Here is a 16,125-nt window from a genome sequence, read left to right on the forward strand (position 1 = left end):
TCACCGGCGGTCGTTACATCGATCACCGGGAGTGCGATGTGCGAACGCGTGAAGTGCCCGACCACATCTTCGAGAAGCTGATCGGCGCGCTGGTCAGCGAGTCGGCGATCGCGCTGCTGGCGCAGCGGGCCCGTGGTGCGACCCTGCACGCCGGTGAGGCGTTCGGCCGGGTGGTGGCCTGGCTCTGGGAGAGCGCCGACGACGTCGTGCCGTACGTCGCCGACCTGATCGCCCAGGTCCGCTACCACGCACCCGGGGCCTGCCCGGAGGTGTCGCTGGACGACGTCCTCACGGCCGTCAGCCGGGCCGCGTCCCCCATGCCACCGGCCGAGGCCGCCGCGATGCTGGCGACGCTGCGGGCGGGGTTGCCGGCCTACCTCTGACGCCACTCGGCCGGCAAGGCCGCCTCCCGTTCCCGGCGTCAGCCGGGCCGCGTGCCCATGCCCCCGGCCGAGGTCGCACGATGCCGGCGACCCCTACGGGCGATGTTGCCGGCCGACCACTGGCGGGCGGGGCTGCGGCCTACCTCTGACGCCACTCGGTCAGCAGCGCCGCCTCACGTTCCCGGCTGAGGCGGTGGCCGAGCTGCGGCGGCTCCAGCCGGGTGTCGCGGACCGTCTCGGCCAGGGGCCGGAACGTGAGACCGGCGGCGATGGCCCGGGCCGGGTCGGCCTGGTTGACGGCGGCCTCCTCGTCGAGGGCGGGCCACAGCGGCAGATCCTCGTGCCCGACGCCGCGCTCGATCAGGAACTCGGGGTCGACCCAGGTCAGCGTCGCGCTCGTGCCCTCCCGCATCGTGGCCAGCAGCTCGCCGAACGACAGCCGCCCGGCCGGCCCGCTCGGGTGGAAGATCCCGGGCGTGGCCGCCGCCGTCATGGCCACGGTCCACCTGGCCAGGTCGCGGGCGTCGATGAGCTGGATCGGCTCGTCCGGGTGGCCCGGCGCCAGGACCTCCCCGCCGTCCGCGATCCGCTGGACCCACCACGTGAACCGGACCAGGTGGTCGTAGGGCCCGACGACGTAGGGCAGGCGCAGGATCAGCGGGTCCTTGAACCGGGCCGCGGTGACCCGCTCGCAGGCCACCTTCTTCCCGCCGTAGGAGTCGTCCTCCCGCAGCCGGGCGTCCTCGGTGTAGCCGGGCGGCGGGTCGTCGTACACCGAGACCGTCGAGATCAGCGTGTAGTGCCCGGTGCTGAGCACGTCCGCGAGCCGCTCGACCTGCTCCGGCTGGTAGGCCGACACGTCGATGGTCGCGTCCCACCGCTCGCCCCGCAGCTCGCCGAGGTCGCCGTTGCGGTCGGCGATGACGTGCCGGGCCTGCGGGTAGAGCCCCCGGCCGGTGACACCGCGGTGCAGCAGCGTGACGTCATGCCCGCCCGCGAGGGCCGCCTCGACGATGTGGCGCCCGACGAACTGCGTCCCGCCGATGATGAGGATCCGCACCCGCCCATCTTGGCAGATTTCCGGACCCGGAATGGGTGGCCCGTTGCGGCAGTCGCGGCGTCTGATCAACGGAGTGCCTCCGGCTAGGCCCCGGCATACGGTGCCTGCATGTCCCCTGCGGCGGCGTTGGCGCACTGGTGGGACACGCCGCCGCGACGCCAGGTGAGCCACCTCGGCGGGGCGCCCCCGGAACTGCTCATCGTCGCCCTCGACCCGCTCCCGGCCGCCGCACCGGCCGTGGTCTCGTTCCACCCGGCCCCGCCCGGCCGCCCGCGCGACCCCGGCGACCAGGTCCACGTCGTCCTGCGCGAACTCGACCGGGCCGCGATCGCCCTCTACCCGCTCTGGCTGCCCGGCGCCGAGGCCCTGGACGGCCCGAGCGCACTGGGCCTGGCCGCCGCCCGCGCCCTGGCCGAACGCGCGGCCGCGGGCTCCCAGAACTTCGGCCCCTTCCTGGCCGACCTCGCCACCCGCGCCTTGACGCGCGCCGCGGGCCTCGCCGGCGGGGAGGCGCTCGGTGGGCGTCGGTCGTCGCGCGACGCGGGCCTCGCCGGCGGGGACGCGGCTGGTGGGCGTCGGTCGTCGCGTGACGCGGGCCTCGTCGGCGGTGACGAGGTCGGTGGACGCCGGCCGTCGCGCGACGCGGGCCAGGTCGGCGAGGAGGCGGCCGGTCGGCGTCGGCGTCAACGGGCCGAGGGGCGAGCGGCCGGATTTCCGCCCGAGGTCCGCGCGGCCGGCCTGGCCCGCGTGCTCGCCACCGCGTACGGCCGCGACCACCTTGTCGTCATCATCGAACTCCCGCACGACGCGAGCCAAGCCGAGGAGCGCGCCCTGGTGCACGCGGCCGAGTGGCTGGTACACCACGCCGGCGTGACCGTCTGGCTCGCCGGCGCACCGCTGCGCGGCGTGGACCGCGTCCGCTCGGTCCGCATCACCCTGCCACCGCCGATCGCCGCCCTCCCGCAGGCGGCCGCCGCTCTGAACCGGCCGGCGACTCCTCCGCCACCGGGCCCGCGCGTGACCTACCCGCCGCGCGCGGGCGCGCCCCGCATCGACAGCCCGGCCGAGCAGGCCCTCGAGCGCGCCCTCGCGGCCTGCGAGTGGGCACACGGCCGCCGCTGGAACCACGACTACGAACCCGACATCCTCGGCCGCCGCTACCGCCTCGACCTGTACTGGCCGGCCGAACGCCTGGTCGTCGAGGTAGACGGCGACGAGCACCGCGGCGCCCTCAAGTACGCCGACGACCGCCAGCGCGACGTCCACCTCCAACTCCACGGCCACCACGTCCTGCGCTTCACCAACGGGCAGGTCCTCACCGACGTCCTGCTCGTCGCCCGCAACATCAGACAGCTGCTCGAACGGCGGCGGAGAGGCCTGTAATGGAATTGAGTCAGCCCCTGATCAAGATCCTGAAAGCGCTGCAGGAGCGGGGCGCCCCGATGGACAACAAAGAGCTCAAGGCCGCCGGAGTCGGCACCCTCACTGGAGATGGCCGGGAAACTCTGAACGATCAGGGCTTGGTAACCTCGGAGAAGGTGCGGTCAGCGTTCGTCCATACGCTGACGCAGGCAGGCCGGGACTTCCTCGCGACGCCGCCAAAGCCGGTGGTCAAGAAGCCCGCGCCCAAGCCGAAGCTGCCTCCCGTGGGCCTGTCGCCGAACCAGATCCTGGCTGTCATCGTGCTCATGGCGGAAGCGCGAGAGCTGACCAACACGGAGTTCGCCGCGATCGCCGGCTTCCCGCTCAACGGCCGGGACAACACCGCACTTGTGAAGCGTGGCCTGGTCGAGACCGACAAGAACGCACGGCCGATGGTTCATCAGCTGACGGATGCCGGGTGGAGTCTCGCGCGGACGCTCCACGAGACCGAGCCGCCGAAGGAGGGGCGCTCGGCGATCCAGACCCTGTTCACCCTCATGGCGAACGTGGGGCGGGCCCTGGAGCGGCTGCAGCTCAGTCACGGGGAGTTCTTCAAGCAGACGCAGACGACCACCGTCGACGCCGCGCCCGCGCCCGTCGCTATCGGGCCGGAGGGCGTCGAGGGGGCGATCCGGGCCGCGTACACCGCCCTGGCCGACCCGCCCGGTGACTGGGTCGGGCTCGCCGACGTGCGGGACCGGCTGCCGGGCGTCGAGAAGGCGGCGGTCGACAATGCCCTGCGGGCGATGCTGTCGCAGCCCGGCGTCCGGGTCATTCCGGTGGCCAACCTGAAGTCGCTGGACGCCCGCGACCGCGCGGCCGCCGTGCGGATCGGCGGCGAGGACAGCCACATGATGGCGATCGAGTCGTCATGATCACCGAGATGCAGCGGGCGGTGCTGCGGGCGTTCGACTTCAACCCGGCGCCGACACCGGACGATGTGTGGCGCGAGTCGAAGTACAACGTTCCCGAGCTGCACGAGAAGACGGCGAAGGAGATTGTCAGCGGGGTCAACCGGGCCCGGCGCGACGACGTGTCCAAGCCGCTCAGCGTCGCCATGCAGGGCCGGGCCGGCGCCGGCAAGACCCACCTCCTCGGCGCCATCCGCGAGACGATCCAGGAGAGCGGTGGGTACTTCGTCCTGGTGAACATGATCAGCGGCCGGACGTTCTGGTCCAGCACCGCGCTGTGCATGGTCGAGTGCCTCGATCAGCCCGCCAAAGGCTGGCCCAGTCAGCTGGTGCGGTTCCTGCGCACGATCACGGTCGATCTGCGCCTGCCGCCCGACGTGCGCGACGCGATCGCCGGCGACACCGTGCTCACCCGAGCTCACCTCGACGCGTTCATCCTGGCCCTGCGCACCGAACACGGCGACGTCGGCAAGCAGTGCCAGGACACCGCCCGGGCCCTCGTGCTCAACGGGTCGAAGGACTTCGAGGCGCAGGACGTCGGCTATGCGCACCTCATCTCCGAGCTCGGTGACCCCGACGGGCGCAAGCAGTGGGGCCTCTCGGCGGCGGTCCGCAGCCCGCAGCAGATCGTGCAGGACATCTCCCGGCTGATGGCCCTGCCGATGGACCCGACCGTGATCGCGATCGATCAGATCGACACCCTGTTCGCCCAGACCACCACCACGGTGTTCAACCGCGTGGAGAGCATGGAGGACGACGAGGCCGGCCTCCTCGGCCAGGTCGCCGACGGGCTGCTCGGGCTGCGCGAGATCACCCGCCGCACCCTGATCGTCGTCTCGTGCCTGCCGGACACCTGGGCCCTCATCGAACGAAACGCGCCGGGTCCGGTGCGCGAACGGTTCCGGCTCGAGACGCTGCCCGACCGGATCCCGTCCGACAAGATCGCCGAGGAGATCGTCGCGCGGCGGCTGCGGGCCAAGAGCTTCGGGGCCGAGTACGACACGTGGCCGGTCCGGCCGGGGGCGTTCAAGGGCATCGCGCACCAGTACACACCGCGCGCCCTGCTCCGCAAGGTCGAAGCCCACGTGCGCCGGTGCCTCGACGACGAGAAGATCGCCGAGCTGGAGTACTTCAAGGAGGAGATCGAAACCCCACCGCCGCCGCCCGACCCCACGCCGCCGCCACCGCCGGACCAGTTCGCGGCGATCGATGCGCGGTTCAAGGAGCTCGTCGGGGTGCTGGACGTGTCGGCGGCGTTGCAGCATGTGAGCGAGGACGCGGAGATGCCGGGGCTGCTCGCGGCCGGGCTCACCGCTTGGATCGACGAGCAGGCGCCGTCCGGGGTCACGTACAAGCACGATCCGTTGCCGAGCCGGAAGCCGGCGCTGCACGGGCGGCTCATCGAGGTGCTGAACGAGTCGACGGAGAACGAGGCGCACTGGGGGTTCCGGGCGATCGGCAGCCCCAGCGCGGTGGCCGTCATCAGCCGGGTCAAGGCGGCCTCGACGATGGCCGGGCTCGACCCGAACGTGCCGCAGCGGCGGCTGATCGTGCTCCGCAACACGCCGTGGCCGACGGGGGCGCGGACGCGTGAGGTCACGGCGGCGTTCGCCAAGGCGGGAGGCGTGGTGGCGCGGATCTCGGAGGCCGACCTCAAGGTCTTCGCCGCGCTCAGGCACCTCACGGTGGCGCCGCCGCCGCACTTTCAGGAGTGGCTGCGGGCCCGGCGGCCGGCGAGCGGGACCGCGCTGTTCGCCGCGGTGCTCGAGACGGCGCCCGCGGAGGGCGAACCAGCCCGGAAAGCGGTGCCGGAAGCGGTGCCGCAGGTGGTGGCGGACGTCGCTGAACCTGTCGGCGACGGGCGGATCACGCTCGGGACGGTGGCCGGGTCGGGGGCGGGGTTCAGCGTCGGGCTCGAATCGCTGCGGCGGCACACCGTGGTGTTTGCCGGGTCCGGGTCCGGCAAGACGGTGCTCATCCGGCGGCTGATCGAGGAGTGTGCCCTGGCCGGGGTGTCGTCGATCGTGCTCGATCCGAACAACGACCTGGCCCGGCTCGGCGATCCGTGGCCTGAGGTGCCGGCCGGGTGGGGGCCCGGGGATGACCAGCGGGCCGCGGAGTACCTGGCGAACACCGACGTCGTGGTGTGGACGCCTCGGGTCAGCGGGGGACGGCCGCTGTCGTTCCAGCCGCTGCCGGACTTCGCGCCGGTGCTCGACTCGGCCGACGAGTTCGACCAGGCCGTCACCTCGGCCGTCGAAGCTCTGGCGCCGCGGGCCGGGGTGCATGCGGCGACCCGGCTGGCCAAGCAGGGGCGGGCGGTGCTGACGGAGGCGCTCATCGCCTACGCGCGGGCGGGGCACTCGGGGCTCTACGGGTTCACCGAGTTCCTGGCCGACCTCCCGGAAGGTGTGAGCCGGATGGCGCGGGCGGGCAAGCTGGCCGAGGACGCGGCCGAGACGCTCAAGGCGGCCATGGTCACCGATCCGCTGTTCGGCGGGCACGGGGCCGCCGTCGACCCCGGTGAGCTGCTGACGCCCCCGCGGGGGAAGCGGGCCCGGGTGTCGGTCATCAACCTGGCCGGGCTGCCCTCCGACGAGCAGCGGCAGGGGTTCGTCAACCAGCTGCAGATGGCGCTGTTCGCGTGGATCAAGCGGCACCCGGCCGGCAGCCGGCCCCTCGGTGGGCTGTTCGTCATGGACGAGGCGCAGACCCTGGCCCCGGCGAGCGGGAACACGCCGTGCACCGCGAGCACGATCGCCCTCGCGTCGCAGGCCCGGAAGTACGGGCTGGGGCTGGTCTTCGCGACGCAGGCGCCGAAAGGGCTGCACAACCAGATCTCCGGCAACGCCACGACCCAGTTCTTCGGACTGCTCAACGCACCCGCGCAGATCGACTCGGCCCGGGAGCTGGCCCAGGCCAAGGGCGGGCGGCTGCCGGACATCGGGGTGCTCGGGAGCGGGACGTTCTACGCGGCCGGGGAAGGGTTCTCGTTCGTGAAGATCGCCGCGCCGATGTGTCTGTCGCACCACCCCTCGTCGCCGCTGAGCCCGGAGGAGGTTGTGCGGCGGGCGCGGGGGTGACAGTACCCCCGCGACCGCTTGTGCAGTGTGTCCTTGTCAGTTGAGTGCGAACTTCTGGGCCGCTGATCCGTTGCAGTCCCAGATCTGCAGCCGGGTGCCGTTGGCCGTCGCCCCGTTGGGGGAGTCGAGGCAGCGGCCCGACTGCGGGTTGCGCAGGGAGCCGTCGGCCTGCTGCTGGAACACCTGGCCACCGACGCCGTTGCAGTCCCAGAGCTCGACCAGCGCGCCGTTGGCGGTGCCGTTGCCGGCGATGTCGAGGCAGCGGCCCAGGGTGCGCAGCGAGCCGTTGGACTGGTGGAACCAGTGCTGGTCGGCGGCGTAGGACTGGCAGTCCCACAGCTGCACCGCGGTGCCGTTGACGCCGGAGTCGTCCGCGGCCACGTCGACGCACTTGCCGCCGGGGCCGACGATCGTGGCGCCGCCGTTCACCGCGAACTTCTGCGCCGCGGAGCCGTTGCAGTCCCAGATCTGCAGGCGCGTGCCGTTGCCGGTGTTGCCGTTCGGCGAGTCGAGGCAGCGCCCGGACTGCGGGTTGCGCAGCGAGCCGTCGGCCTGCTGGACCCACTTCTGCCCGCCGACGCCGTTGCAGTCCCACAGCTCGACCTGGGTGCCGTTCGCGGTCCCGTTGCCGTTGATGTCGAGGCAGCGGTTGATGGTGCGCAGCGAGTTGTCCGCGAAGTGCGTCCAGCGCTGGTCCTCGGCGAAGGTCTGGCAGTCCCACAGCTGCACGCCGGCGCCGTTGGTGCCGGTGTCGTCGGCGGCTACGTCCACGCACTTGCCGCCGGGCCCGGCGATGGTGCCCTGCGGGCCGTTCGGCACGTTCGTCTGGCCGCTGTACCCGGCGCTGACCACGTTGGCCTGGACCGCGTTCTCGGCGGCGTCGGACGGGTAGCCGGCCACCATCGCGCCCTCGAACCAGGTGCCGCGGTTGCGGTTGGAGTTGTCCCCGCCGATACCCAGGATGATGCCGCCCTCCTGGTGCATCGGGCGATATCCGGCCTTGTCCGTCGGCAGCGCGCCGTTCCACCACGTCGTGAGCCCGCCGGACTGCGAGTTGCCGCCCTTGAGCGCGTACGTCGTCTGCCCGTTGTTCTTGAGGACCGCGGTCACGTACGCCGAGTTGTTCCCGGCGTTCGGGTTCGACCCGTTGCCGCCCTGGAACATCCCGTTCTCCATGTCCGCCTCGATCCACGGACCCGACCCCTGACAGGGCGCGAAGTAACAGGTCGTGGCGATGCTGACGGCGTCCATGTGCCCGTTGCCGGTGTCGTACGGCGTCGACTCGGCGTTGCCGTAGTCGAAGCAGCAGTCCGAGCCCACGTGCGTGCCGCTGGCGACCATGTAGACGCCCTCGGGCTGCCCGTTGACGGCGACACCGGGCGCGCGGCCGTTGAACCGGTACCCGACACCCGGCGACACCCACAGCCCGTACACCTTGTGCCCGCCCGCGGTGACGGCGATCTCGGCCGCGTCCGCGCCCCGGTCACCCGACCCCGCACCGCCGTCGGGCGCGACCGTCAGGTCGCTGTGGTTGCTCGTCTGGTCGTAGATCCGCGTGATCCGGCACGTGGTGCCGTTGCAGAACGCGTCCTGGTCGGCGGCGTTGGCGTACCCGCCGGCGGCGAGCAGCCCCACATTGTGCGTGGCGCCGCTGTCGGCCCGCTGGACGGTGTACAGCGGGCCGTTGTACGCCGCGAACAGTGCTCGGGTCGTGCTGTGCGCGGCCACGCAGGCCGTGCCGTTGGAGGCGTAGATGTCACAGGGCAGCGGCCCGGCGGCCTGCGCCGTGCCGGCCAGCCCGACCATGCCGGCGGCGGTGAGAGCCAGGCTGGCAACCGCGGAGAAGACCACTCTCCGCCGCCGGCCCGGTCGTGATCGACTGACCACGGGGGACCTCTTTCGTTCAGGGGTGTGGGTGCGGGGGTTCGATTGGCGGCGAACCCCTGGCACGCATTGGTGTCCCAGTATGGTTGTTCGCGATTGTCTTTGGTAGAACATGTTTGGAAGTGTTGGATCGGCGGTCTCGCCGTGTTACGAAACCGTCATAGTGGATTCCGGGATGGGGACCTTGTGCGTCCGCGCGTCCGAGTTCGGGCGTGGTCGCCGTCGTGCTTCCCGTGTGGCCGTGCTTCGCGTGTGGTGTCGGGGCGCTGCTGGCATGGCTGTTCGGACCGGAAGGCGTGTTCTGAGCCACGGGGGTTGCATGGTTATGCACTGCGTCGTATATGCTTGAGGCGTGTCCAAGGTCCTGAACTCTCTGCCTGTCGGTGAGCGCGTCGGTATTGCCTTCTCCGGGGGGCTCGATACCTCCGTCGCGGTTGCGTGGATGCGCGACAAGGGCGCTATTCCGTGCACCTACACGGCTGACCTCGGGCAGGCCGACGAGCCTGACATCGCGTCCGTGCCCGGGCGGGCGACCGCCTACGGGGCGGAGATCGCGCGGCTCGTCGACTGCCGGGCCAGTCTCGTCGAGGAAGGGTTCGCGGCGCTCGCGTGCGGGGCGTTCCACATCCGGTCGGGCGGGCGGGCCTACTTCAACACGACGCCGCTCGGGCGGGCGGTCGCGGGGACGCTGCTCGTGCGGGCGATGCTCGAGGACAACGTGCAGATCTGGGGCGACGGATCGACGTTCAAAGGCAACGACATCGAGCGCTTTTATCGGTACGGTCTGCTGGCCAACCCGGCTTTGCGCATCTACAAGCCTTGGCTCGACGCCGACTTCGTCGGGGAGCTGGGTGGGCGCAAGGAGATGTCGGAATGGTTGGTCGCCCACGATCTGCCGTATCGCGACAGTACCGAAAAAGCGTATTCAACTGACGCCAATATCTGGGGCGCCACGCACGAGGCCAAGTCGCTGGAGCATCTCGACGCGCACATCGAGATCGTCGATCCCATCATGGGCGTGCGGTTCTGGGACCCGGCCGTGGAGATCCCGGCCGAGGACGTGACCGTCGGGTTCGCGCAGGGGCGGCCGGTCAGCATCAACGGCAAGGAGTTCGCCTCCGCCGTCGACCTGGTGCTGGAGGCCAACACGATCGGCGGCCGGCACGGCCTGGGCATGTCCGACCAGATCGAGAATCGCATCATCGAGGCCAAGAGCCGCGGCATCTACGAGGCTCCGGGGATGGCGCTGCTGCACGCGGCGTACGAGCGGCTCATCAACGCGATCCACAACGAGGACACGGTCGCCGCCTACCACAACGAGGGCCGCAAGCTCGGCCGGCTGCTCTACGAGGGCCGCTGGCTCGACCCGCAGGCGCTCATGCTGCGCGAGGCCCTGCAGCGCTGGGTCGGCTCGGCCGTCACCGGCGAGGTCACCCTGCGCCTGCGCCGCGGCGAGGACTACTCGGTGGTGGAGACGACGGGCCCGTCCCTGTCGTACCACCCGGACAAGCTGTCGATGGAGCGCGTCGAGGACGCCGCCTTCGGCCCGGTCGACCGGATCGGCCAGCTCACGATGCGCAACCTGGACATCGCCGACTCCCGCGCGAAGCTGGAGCAGTACGTCACGCTGAACGTCATCGGCAGCCCGCACCCGATGCTCATCGGCGCCAACCAGACCCCGTCGGCCGACCTGCTGGGCGCCATGCCGGCCGGTGGCGCGGCCGCGATCGCCGCCCGCGGCCCGGCCCTGACCACCACCGACGCCGACGCGGAGCTCCTGGACAGCGCGGCCATGGAGTTCGGCACCGACTGACCCGCCGATGTCCGCACTCTGGGAGATCGTCGCGCAGGCTGCGAGTCCTGGGCGGCGCCCGCAGCGACCTTCCCGCCGCGGCGCTGCACGGCCCGGTCCGTCGACGACTCGTGGGCGCCGGGCAGTGTGGCGTACCAGATCCTCTTCGAGCGTTTCGGTGAGCCGCTCGGGGTAGTGCTGGGCGGTGATCGAGTGGAGTGCGCGCCGCCTCGTGGTCCAGGTCGGCGGGAGGTTCGATGATGCTGTCGCGCAGTACCAGAGCGCGGTTCCGGTCTTTCCGGCCGAGCGGTTCGAGCGGCTCGTGGCGGTGCAGGCCGACTGGGCCGCCGTGCTCGAGGAAACGCGTGCCGTCGCGCCGCACGGATTCCTGCGCTATTGGAGTTTTCCGGCCGATCCGCTGATGTCCCTCGCCGGGAACTCGGCTCGGTGCACGGCCTATCTCATGGGTAACCACACCGTTGTCGAGCGGATGTACCGCCACGACCCGGCCGTATTTCTCTACGCCCCGCTGCGGACCGCCATCACGCAGGTTCCGGGCGGGCCCGTGCGGTTCTCGGTCGAGCAACCCAGCCGCGAGTTCGCGTCGTTCGGGCCGCTCTCGGTGGCCGCGGTCGGCACCGAGCTCGACCACATGCTGGCCGCGCTGCTCGAGGCGCTGGGCTGGGCGGTGCCGGCGCCGCTGTCAGTCGCCGGGGCGTGACGGGTGGATCAGCTCGGTGACCTCCTGGCGCAGGCCGAACGACGGGCCGCCGATCAGCTCCCAGGCCCGCGACACGCCGACCAGGAAGCACACGATGACCAGCACCGCGATCGTGTTCACGGTGCCCGCGTCGGCCGGGTGGGCGTTGAGCCGCAGGCCTTCCACCAGCTGGTAGACGAAGACGACGACCAGGCCGGTCAAGAAAAGCGCGTCGCGGACCCGGCGGGACCACAGGACGTGGAGACGTACCAGCGAAAGGAGCGACGCCAGGACGAACGCCAGGCCGAGCGCGCCCACCGCGACCGCGGTCCACGCCAGTTTCTCGCCCGGAATGAGGGCGAACAGCGACACCGTCAGGGTGTTCGTGAATGCGGTGAGGGCGGCGGCGGCGCGGATGCTGTGGACGGGGGCGGCGTGCTCCGGCGCGGCCAGGCGGTCAGCCGAGACGGACATCGCCACGAACAGCAGCCCGATCAGGGCGCCGGCCACGCCTGCGCTCGCCACGAAGAAGTCGTGCAGATCGTCGGGAACCATGGAAATGCCTTTCAGGCGGCGCGGGTGATGTCGTCGTGCATGCGCCGGCGGGCCAGTTCCATGCGGATCCGGCGGTCGCTGCGCTGATCGGTGGTGGCCGGGTCGATCGGTTTGCCGATGACGATTTCCATTGTCGGCTTGCGGCGGAAGACGTGCGCGGGCGCGGCGAAGCGGATCGACAGCGGAATGACCGGGACCCGGGCCCGGGCGGCCAGGTGGAACGCGCCGCGTTTGAAGTCACGCAGTTCGGTGTCGTACGGGCGCAGTTCGCCCTCGGGGAAGAAGTGCACGATCCGGCCCTGGGCCAGGAAGAGTCCGAGTTCGGCGAAAAAGGACGGAAGACCGGAAGGCGTCTTCGGTACCGCAACCCCGCCCAGCAATCGCACGAGCCCGCCGTACCAGCGATGCTCCAGGTTCATCGAGGCCGCGGTGAATATCGGCCGGCGCGGGAACACGGCCAGGCCCACGAGCGCGCTGTCCATCAGGTGCACGTGGTTGCACACGGTCAGCGCGCCGCCGGTGCGCGGGAGCCGGCTCCGGTTCTGGATGCGGACGCCCAGGATCACCCGGGTCCACAGGTACAGCAGCGGAATCGCGATCGCGTAGTAGAAACCGGTTTGCAGCCAGCGGAAGACCCGCCCGCTGTAACCGGCCGGGGTTTCCGGGCTCAGGCCGGCGCGGGCGTAGACGCGCTCGATGGCGCGGACGCTGCGCTCGACCGTGTACGGCTCGCCGTAGCGGGCGTACGCCTCCGACGCCTTGGCCAGCGCCTGCGGGTCCTCGATCCAGGCGTCTATCCGCGCGGCCAGGGAATTCGGGTCACCGGCGTGGAAAAGGTTCTCCGGCGTGAGCGCGAACTGGCTCGTGGCGCTGCGGCGGCTGTCGGAGATGACCGGGACCAGGCCGCACGAGAATGCTTCCAGACAGGAAAGGCCTTCGATCTCTACGTCGGAGGCGTGGACGTACAAGTCGGCATCGCGCATCAGCTGGATGAGGGCCGGCTGGTCGTAGTAGCCGAATCGCGCCGGGATCGGCAGTTTCGCGGCCATCCGGCGCAGGCGCGGCTCGCGGGGGCCGTGCCCGGCGAACTCCAGCTCGATTTCCGCGGCGTGCCGGGACCGGCGCACGGCCCGGATCAGCACGTCCTGGCGCTTTTCCGGGGACAGGCGGCCGACCATCAGGATGCGGAAGTGCCGGGCCGGGTCGCGGGGCCGGTCGGGGCCCGGGCGGAAGGCACTGCCGACGCCGTTGGAAACGACGTGCAGGCGGCTGCGGTACCCGTAGTGGCGCAGCTGCGCGGCGATGAACGTCGACGGGCAGTGGATGTCGGTGAACCGGCGGTAGAACAGCAGCCGCAGCAGGACATAGACCAGGTGGGCCGCGGGCGGGAACCGGCCGAGCCCGATGTTGTACGTGATGTTCTCGGGCTGAATGTGAAACGCGGCGACGGCCGGCACCCCGAGCCGCCGCGCGATCCGCTCGGCCGCGCGCCCGAGCGGCCACGGCTGATAGATGTGCACGACGTCGGCGCCGGTGATCGCGGCCGTGAGCGTCGCCTCGACCGGCTTCGCGAACACCGTGTGCTGCTGATGCGCGAACCGGCTGGCGATCGGTACCACGAGTTCCGGGACCCGATAGATTTCCGTGCCCGGCGGGCCCGACTCACCGCACGCGACCACGCGAACCGTGTGCCCGCGCGCGATCAGTGTCTCGGCGAAGCGCATCGCCGAAATCGTCGTGCCGTTGTTGGCGACGCCGAACGTATCGATGACCAGCGTTATGACCATTGCCGCCCCGCGACCGTAGCCGAATGATCAGCACGCTATGCAACGCCAATCGGCCGGTCAATCTTCCCGGGCCCATAAGTGTGTGATCTATCAGCTACTCCACCCGTCCGTCAGGAGTCGTACGAGCCGGGAGCGCCCGGTGCGGGCCCCGCCGGCCCGGACCCGGGGCCGGAGCCGGCCGAGGACCTGCCGGGCGACGCCGGGAAGGCGACCGGGCAGGTCCTCATTCCGCTCATCACGGCGCGCAAGGGCCTGCTGTTCGACCGGATCACCGCACACGGTGCCGGCGGCGCGACGCTTCCGGTCCTCTCGCAGTGGGAGTCGCGGGGTTTGATCGCACTCGCGCTGCAGTCCCTGTTCCGGGTGGCCCGCCGGGACACGTCCGGATGAACGAGATCGTTTACGAATTGGTCGAGCAGTTGCGGGACGAGGACGCTACGCCGTCGCCTCGTTGACGGCCGTCTCCTCGATGCCGAACAGCAGGGCCTCGGCGGCTGCGGGTGGGACGAAGTGGGTGTCGATCTCGATGTGCAGGAGGATGCGGCCGGTCGTGCCGAACAGGGTGCCGTCGTCGACGTTGAAGAACGTCCGCGGGTAGACCTCGTCGCGCTTGACCGGCCAGCCGAACTCCGTCTGCGGGAGGGCCGCACGGATCTCGGCCGGGCTGAAGCGCTCCGGCCGGGCCGGGCCGCGGCGGTCGTTGTAGAAACAGTCGAGGTCGAGCTCCGGGCCGCGGTCGCGGAACACCTCGGCCTTGACCTCCTCGAGGCGGGCCCGGTCGTAGTAGCCGTACTTGTGCGCGGTCAGCGCGGCCCGCCGGACCCGGTCGAGGGCCTCCGCGAACGGCAGGCCGGCGACGTCCAGGCTGCACAGGCTCGTCTGCGACACCGGCCCGACGACCGCGGCCAGGCCGGGGCGGAAGCGGTTGCTGGTGATCAGCCGGGTCGCGACCGGGTTGACGCCGCCGACCCGGGCCATCGTCACCGCGTACACGGTCAGCATGATCGCGTTCGCGTCCACCTGCGTGCGCGCGCCGAGGGTCCGCAGCGCCAGGTCGAGGGCCACGGAGGTGAGCTCGCCGCGCCAGTACCGCGGCTGCTGCGGGTCGCCGGCCCCGGCAAACCGGCGTAGTGGAATGGCCCGCATCGTGGACTCCCAGTGCCGGATCGCGGCTGCGCTCTGCCGCTGCCCGGCCGCCGACCGCTGCCATTGCACCTGTTCAAGCGCCTGCAGCCCGTCGACCGGCGCGGTCTCGTGGCGCTCGCTCTCGGCCAGCATCACCACCGACCCGTGGCCGTCCATCACGAAGTGGCTCATGATCGCGACCAGGTGCGTCGGCGTCCCGTGCCGCTCGATGACCGCCATCCGCACCGGCCACTCGGCTTCGAAGTCGAGTGGAGTCTCCGCGTACCGCTGCTGCACGGCCCGCCCGACCTCCGCGGGATCGGCCTCGCCGGCGTCCACGACTTCGAGGCCGATCGTGCCGGCCCCGTGCACCACCTGGCGCGGCGGGCCGTCTTCCTCGAAAACAAGCTTCGTGCGCATCGATTGGTACCGCGACATCAGATACCGCAGCCGCTCGACCGACTCGTCCAGGGTGTGCCCCGCCGGCAACGGCACCGTGCCGCCGATCGGCATCCACGTCTCCTGCTCGACGAAGGCCTGCCAGATCTCCCGCTGCCCCCAGGACAGCACGTCCTCGCCTTCGCCTTCGCCCGCGAAGTCCACGGGGATGACGCGGCTCATCGGGGCATCGCCGGCGACCAGCGCACGGGCGTCGTCCCGGCGGCCACGAGCGCCGCGTTGATCCGGCTGAACGGGCGGCTGCCCAGGAATCCGCTGGTGTTCATCGGGCTCGGATGGCCTGCCCGCAGTACCAGATGACGGGCGTTTGTAATGAACGGCGCTTTCGCTTTCGCCGCCGCGCCCCAGAGGACGAACACGACCGGATCGGTTTTGTCGTTCAGCGCTTTGATGGTGGCGTCGGTGACGTTCTCCCAGCCGTGACCCTTGTGCGAGTTGGGCGTCCCGGCCCGCACGGTCAGCACGGCGTTGAGCAGCATGACGCCCTGCCGTCCCCACGCGGTCAAATTGCCGTCCGGCGGCGGGTCGACGCCGAGGTCGTCGCGCATCTCCTGGTACACGTTGCGCAGCGACGGCGGGACCGCGACGCCGGGCGGCACGCTGAAGCTGAGGCCGTGCGCCTGCCCGGCTTTGATGTACGGGTCCTGGCCGAGGATGAGCACCCGTGTCTGCGCGAGCGGACACAGCTTGTACGCGGCGTAGATGTCCTGCTTGCGCGGGTAGACGGGGCCGGACCGGTACTGCTCGACCACGAACGCGGACAGCCCGGCCACGACGTCCCGGTCGACGTACGGGCTGACCGCCGCCCGCCAGTCGTCGGGCATGAAGTCGAGAAGGTAGACGGGCTCCGCCGATTCAGCCATGGCCGGCAATCTATCGCCCCGCCGGATCGACCTGACCCACGCCATCGGGTTCCGCAGCAGTGTCCGTTTTGTGGGTTTGAGGACCGCGGCCGGCGACCGCA

Annotated in this window: 13 protein-coding genes; 7 read left to right on the forward strand and 6 right to left on the reverse strand. The window is 71.1% G+C overall.

Annotation, left to right across the window (positions count from 1 at the left end; translation table 11 throughout):
- Nucleotides 1-38 precede the first annotated feature (38 nt).
- The gene (locus ACIA8L_RS14615) at nucleotides 39-383 is read left to right on the forward strand and encodes a hypothetical protein (RefSeq protein WP_395904428.1); all 345 of its coding nucleotides are present in this window, start codon (nucleotides 39-41) and stop codon (nucleotides 381-383) included.
- A gap of 139 nt (nucleotides 384-522) precedes the next feature.
- On the opposite strand, the gene ACIA8L_RS14620 is transcribed toward ACIA8L_RS14615, so the two are convergent.
- Nucleotides 523-1,443, reverse strand: coding sequence for an NAD-dependent epimerase/dehydratase family protein (locus tag ACIA8L_RS14620; protein WP_395904430.1), 921 nt, complete (start codon nucleotides 1,441-1,443; stop codon nucleotides 523-525).
- A 108-nt stretch (nucleotides 1,444-1,551) separates the two neighbouring features.
- Between ACIA8L_RS14620 and ACIA8L_RS14625 the strand changes: the two genes are divergently transcribed.
- The 3 genes from ACIA8L_RS14625 to ACIA8L_RS14635 are packed head-to-tail and all read left to right on the forward strand — an operon-like array spanning nucleotide 1,552 to nucleotide 6,859.
- The gene (locus ACIA8L_RS14625; RefSeq protein ID WP_395904432.1) at nucleotides 1,552-2,826 is read left to right on the forward strand and encodes an endonuclease domain-containing protein; all 1,275 of its coding nucleotides are present in this window, start codon (nucleotides 1,552-1,554) and stop codon (nucleotides 2,824-2,826) included.
- The gene (locus tag ACIA8L_RS14630) at nucleotides 2,826-3,740 is read left to right on the forward strand and encodes a hypothetical protein (protein WP_395904434.1); all 915 of its coding nucleotides are present in this window, start codon (nucleotides 2,826-2,828) and stop codon (nucleotides 3,738-3,740) included. Before ACIA8L_RS14625 ends, ACIA8L_RS14630 begins: the two co-directional genes overlap by 1 nt.
- The gene (locus ACIA8L_RS14635; RefSeq protein ID WP_395904435.1) at nucleotides 3,737-6,859 is read left to right on the forward strand and encodes an ATP-binding protein; all 3,123 of its coding nucleotides are present in this window, start codon (nucleotides 3,737-3,739) and stop codon (nucleotides 6,857-6,859) included. The genes ACIA8L_RS14630 and ACIA8L_RS14635 overlap by 4 nt, the downstream gene beginning before the upstream one ends.
- 36 nt (nucleotides 6,860-6,895) lie before the next feature.
- Here ACIA8L_RS14635 and ACIA8L_RS14640 read toward each other — a convergent pair whose 3' ends face one another.
- Entirely contained in the window at nucleotides 6,896-8,665 is a 1,770-nt protein-coding gene (locus ACIA8L_RS14640; protein ID WP_395906261.1) for an arabinofuranosidase catalytic domain-containing protein, read from the reverse strand.
- A 430-nt stretch (nucleotides 8,666-9,095) separates the two neighbouring features.
- Between ACIA8L_RS14640 and argG the strand changes: the two genes are divergently transcribed.
- The gene (gene argG, locus ACIA8L_RS14645) at nucleotides 9,096-10,556 is read left to right on the forward strand and encodes an argininosuccinate synthase (protein WP_395904437.1); all 1,461 of its coding nucleotides are present in this window, start codon (nucleotides 9,096-9,098) and stop codon (nucleotides 10,554-10,556) included.
- Between the two features lie 184 nt (nucleotides 10,557-10,740).
- A complete protein-coding gene (locus ACIA8L_RS14650; protein WP_395904439.1) occupies nucleotides 10,741-11,256 on the forward strand; it encodes a hypothetical protein in 516 nt (171 codons plus the stop codon).
- On the opposite strand, the gene ACIA8L_RS14655 is transcribed toward ACIA8L_RS14650, so the two are convergent.
- Both ACIA8L_RS14655 and ACIA8L_RS14660 read right to left on the reverse strand, forming a co-directional pair.
- The gene (locus ACIA8L_RS14655) at nucleotides 11,239-11,790 is read right to left on the reverse strand and encodes a hypothetical protein (RefSeq protein ID WP_395904441.1); all 552 of its coding nucleotides are present in this window, start codon (nucleotides 11,788-11,790) and stop codon (nucleotides 11,239-11,241) included. The genes ACIA8L_RS14650 and ACIA8L_RS14655 overlap by 18 nt on opposite strands.
- 11 nt (nucleotides 11,791-11,801) lie before the next feature.
- Nucleotides 11,802-13,577, reverse strand: coding sequence for a glycosyltransferase (locus tag ACIA8L_RS14660; protein ID WP_395904443.1), 1,776 nt, complete (start codon nucleotides 13,575-13,577; stop codon nucleotides 11,802-11,804).
- 78 nt (nucleotides 13,578-13,655) lie between these two features.
- Between ACIA8L_RS14660 and ACIA8L_RS14665 the strand changes: the two genes are divergently transcribed.
- The gene (locus tag ACIA8L_RS14665) at nucleotides 13,656-13,967 is read left to right on the forward strand and encodes a hypothetical protein (RefSeq protein WP_395904445.1); all 312 of its coding nucleotides are present in this window, start codon (nucleotides 13,656-13,658) and stop codon (nucleotides 13,965-13,967) included.
- 45 nt (nucleotides 13,968-14,012) lie between these two features.
- Here ACIA8L_RS14665 and ACIA8L_RS14670 read toward each other — a convergent pair whose 3' ends face one another.
- A complete protein-coding gene (locus ACIA8L_RS14670; protein WP_395904447.1) occupies nucleotides 14,013-15,323 on the reverse strand; it encodes a condensation domain-containing protein in 1,311 nt (436 codons plus the stop codon).
- A complete protein-coding gene (locus ACIA8L_RS14675) occupies nucleotides 15,320-16,024 on the reverse strand; it encodes a uracil-DNA glycosylase (protein WP_395904449.1) in 705 nt (234 codons plus the stop codon). The genes ACIA8L_RS14670 and ACIA8L_RS14675 overlap by 4 nt, the downstream gene beginning before the upstream one ends.
- Nucleotides 16,025-16,125: the final 101 nt, after the last annotated feature.

Source organism: Dactylosporangium sp. NPDC051541, from assembly GCF_044454505.1.
Taxonomy (GTDB): domain Bacteria; phylum Actinomycetota; class Actinomycetes; order Mycobacteriales; family Micromonosporaceae; genus Dactylosporangium.

Excerpts from the sequence above, each read along its gene's own strand:
- ACIA8L_RS14625 (WP_395904432.1), top strand. The coding sequence starts at position 1,552 with ATGTCCCCTGCGGCGGCGTTGGCGCACTGGTGGGACACGCCGCCGCGA.
- ACIA8L_RS14630 (WP_395904434.1), top strand. The coding sequence starts at position 2,826 with ATGGAATTGAGTCAGCCCCTGATCAAGATCCTGAAAGCGCTGCAGGAG.
- ACIA8L_RS14635 (WP_395904435.1), top strand. The coding sequence starts at position 3,737 with ATGATCACCGAGATGCAGCGGGCGGTGCTGCGGGCGTTCGACTTCAAC.
- ACIA8L_RS14640 (WP_395906261.1), bottom strand. The coding sequence starts at position 8,665 with ATGGTCGGGCTGGCCGGCACGGCGCAGGCCGCCGGGCCGCTGCCCTGT.
- ACIA8L_RS14655 (WP_395904441.1), bottom strand. The coding sequence starts at position 11,790 with ATGGTTCCCGACGATCTGCACGACTTCTTCGTGGCGAGCGCAGGCGTG.
- ACIA8L_RS14660 (WP_395904443.1), bottom strand. The coding sequence starts at position 13,577 with ATGGTCATAACGCTGGTCATCGATACGTTCGGCGTCGCCAACAACGGC.
- ACIA8L_RS14670 (WP_395904447.1), bottom strand. The coding sequence starts at position 15,323 with ATGAGCCGCGTCATCCCCGTGGACTTCGCGGGCGAAGGCGAAGGCGAG.
- ACIA8L_RS14675 (WP_395904449.1), bottom strand. The coding sequence starts at position 16,024 with ATGGCTGAATCGGCGGAGCCCGTCTACCTTCTCGACTTCATGCCCGAC.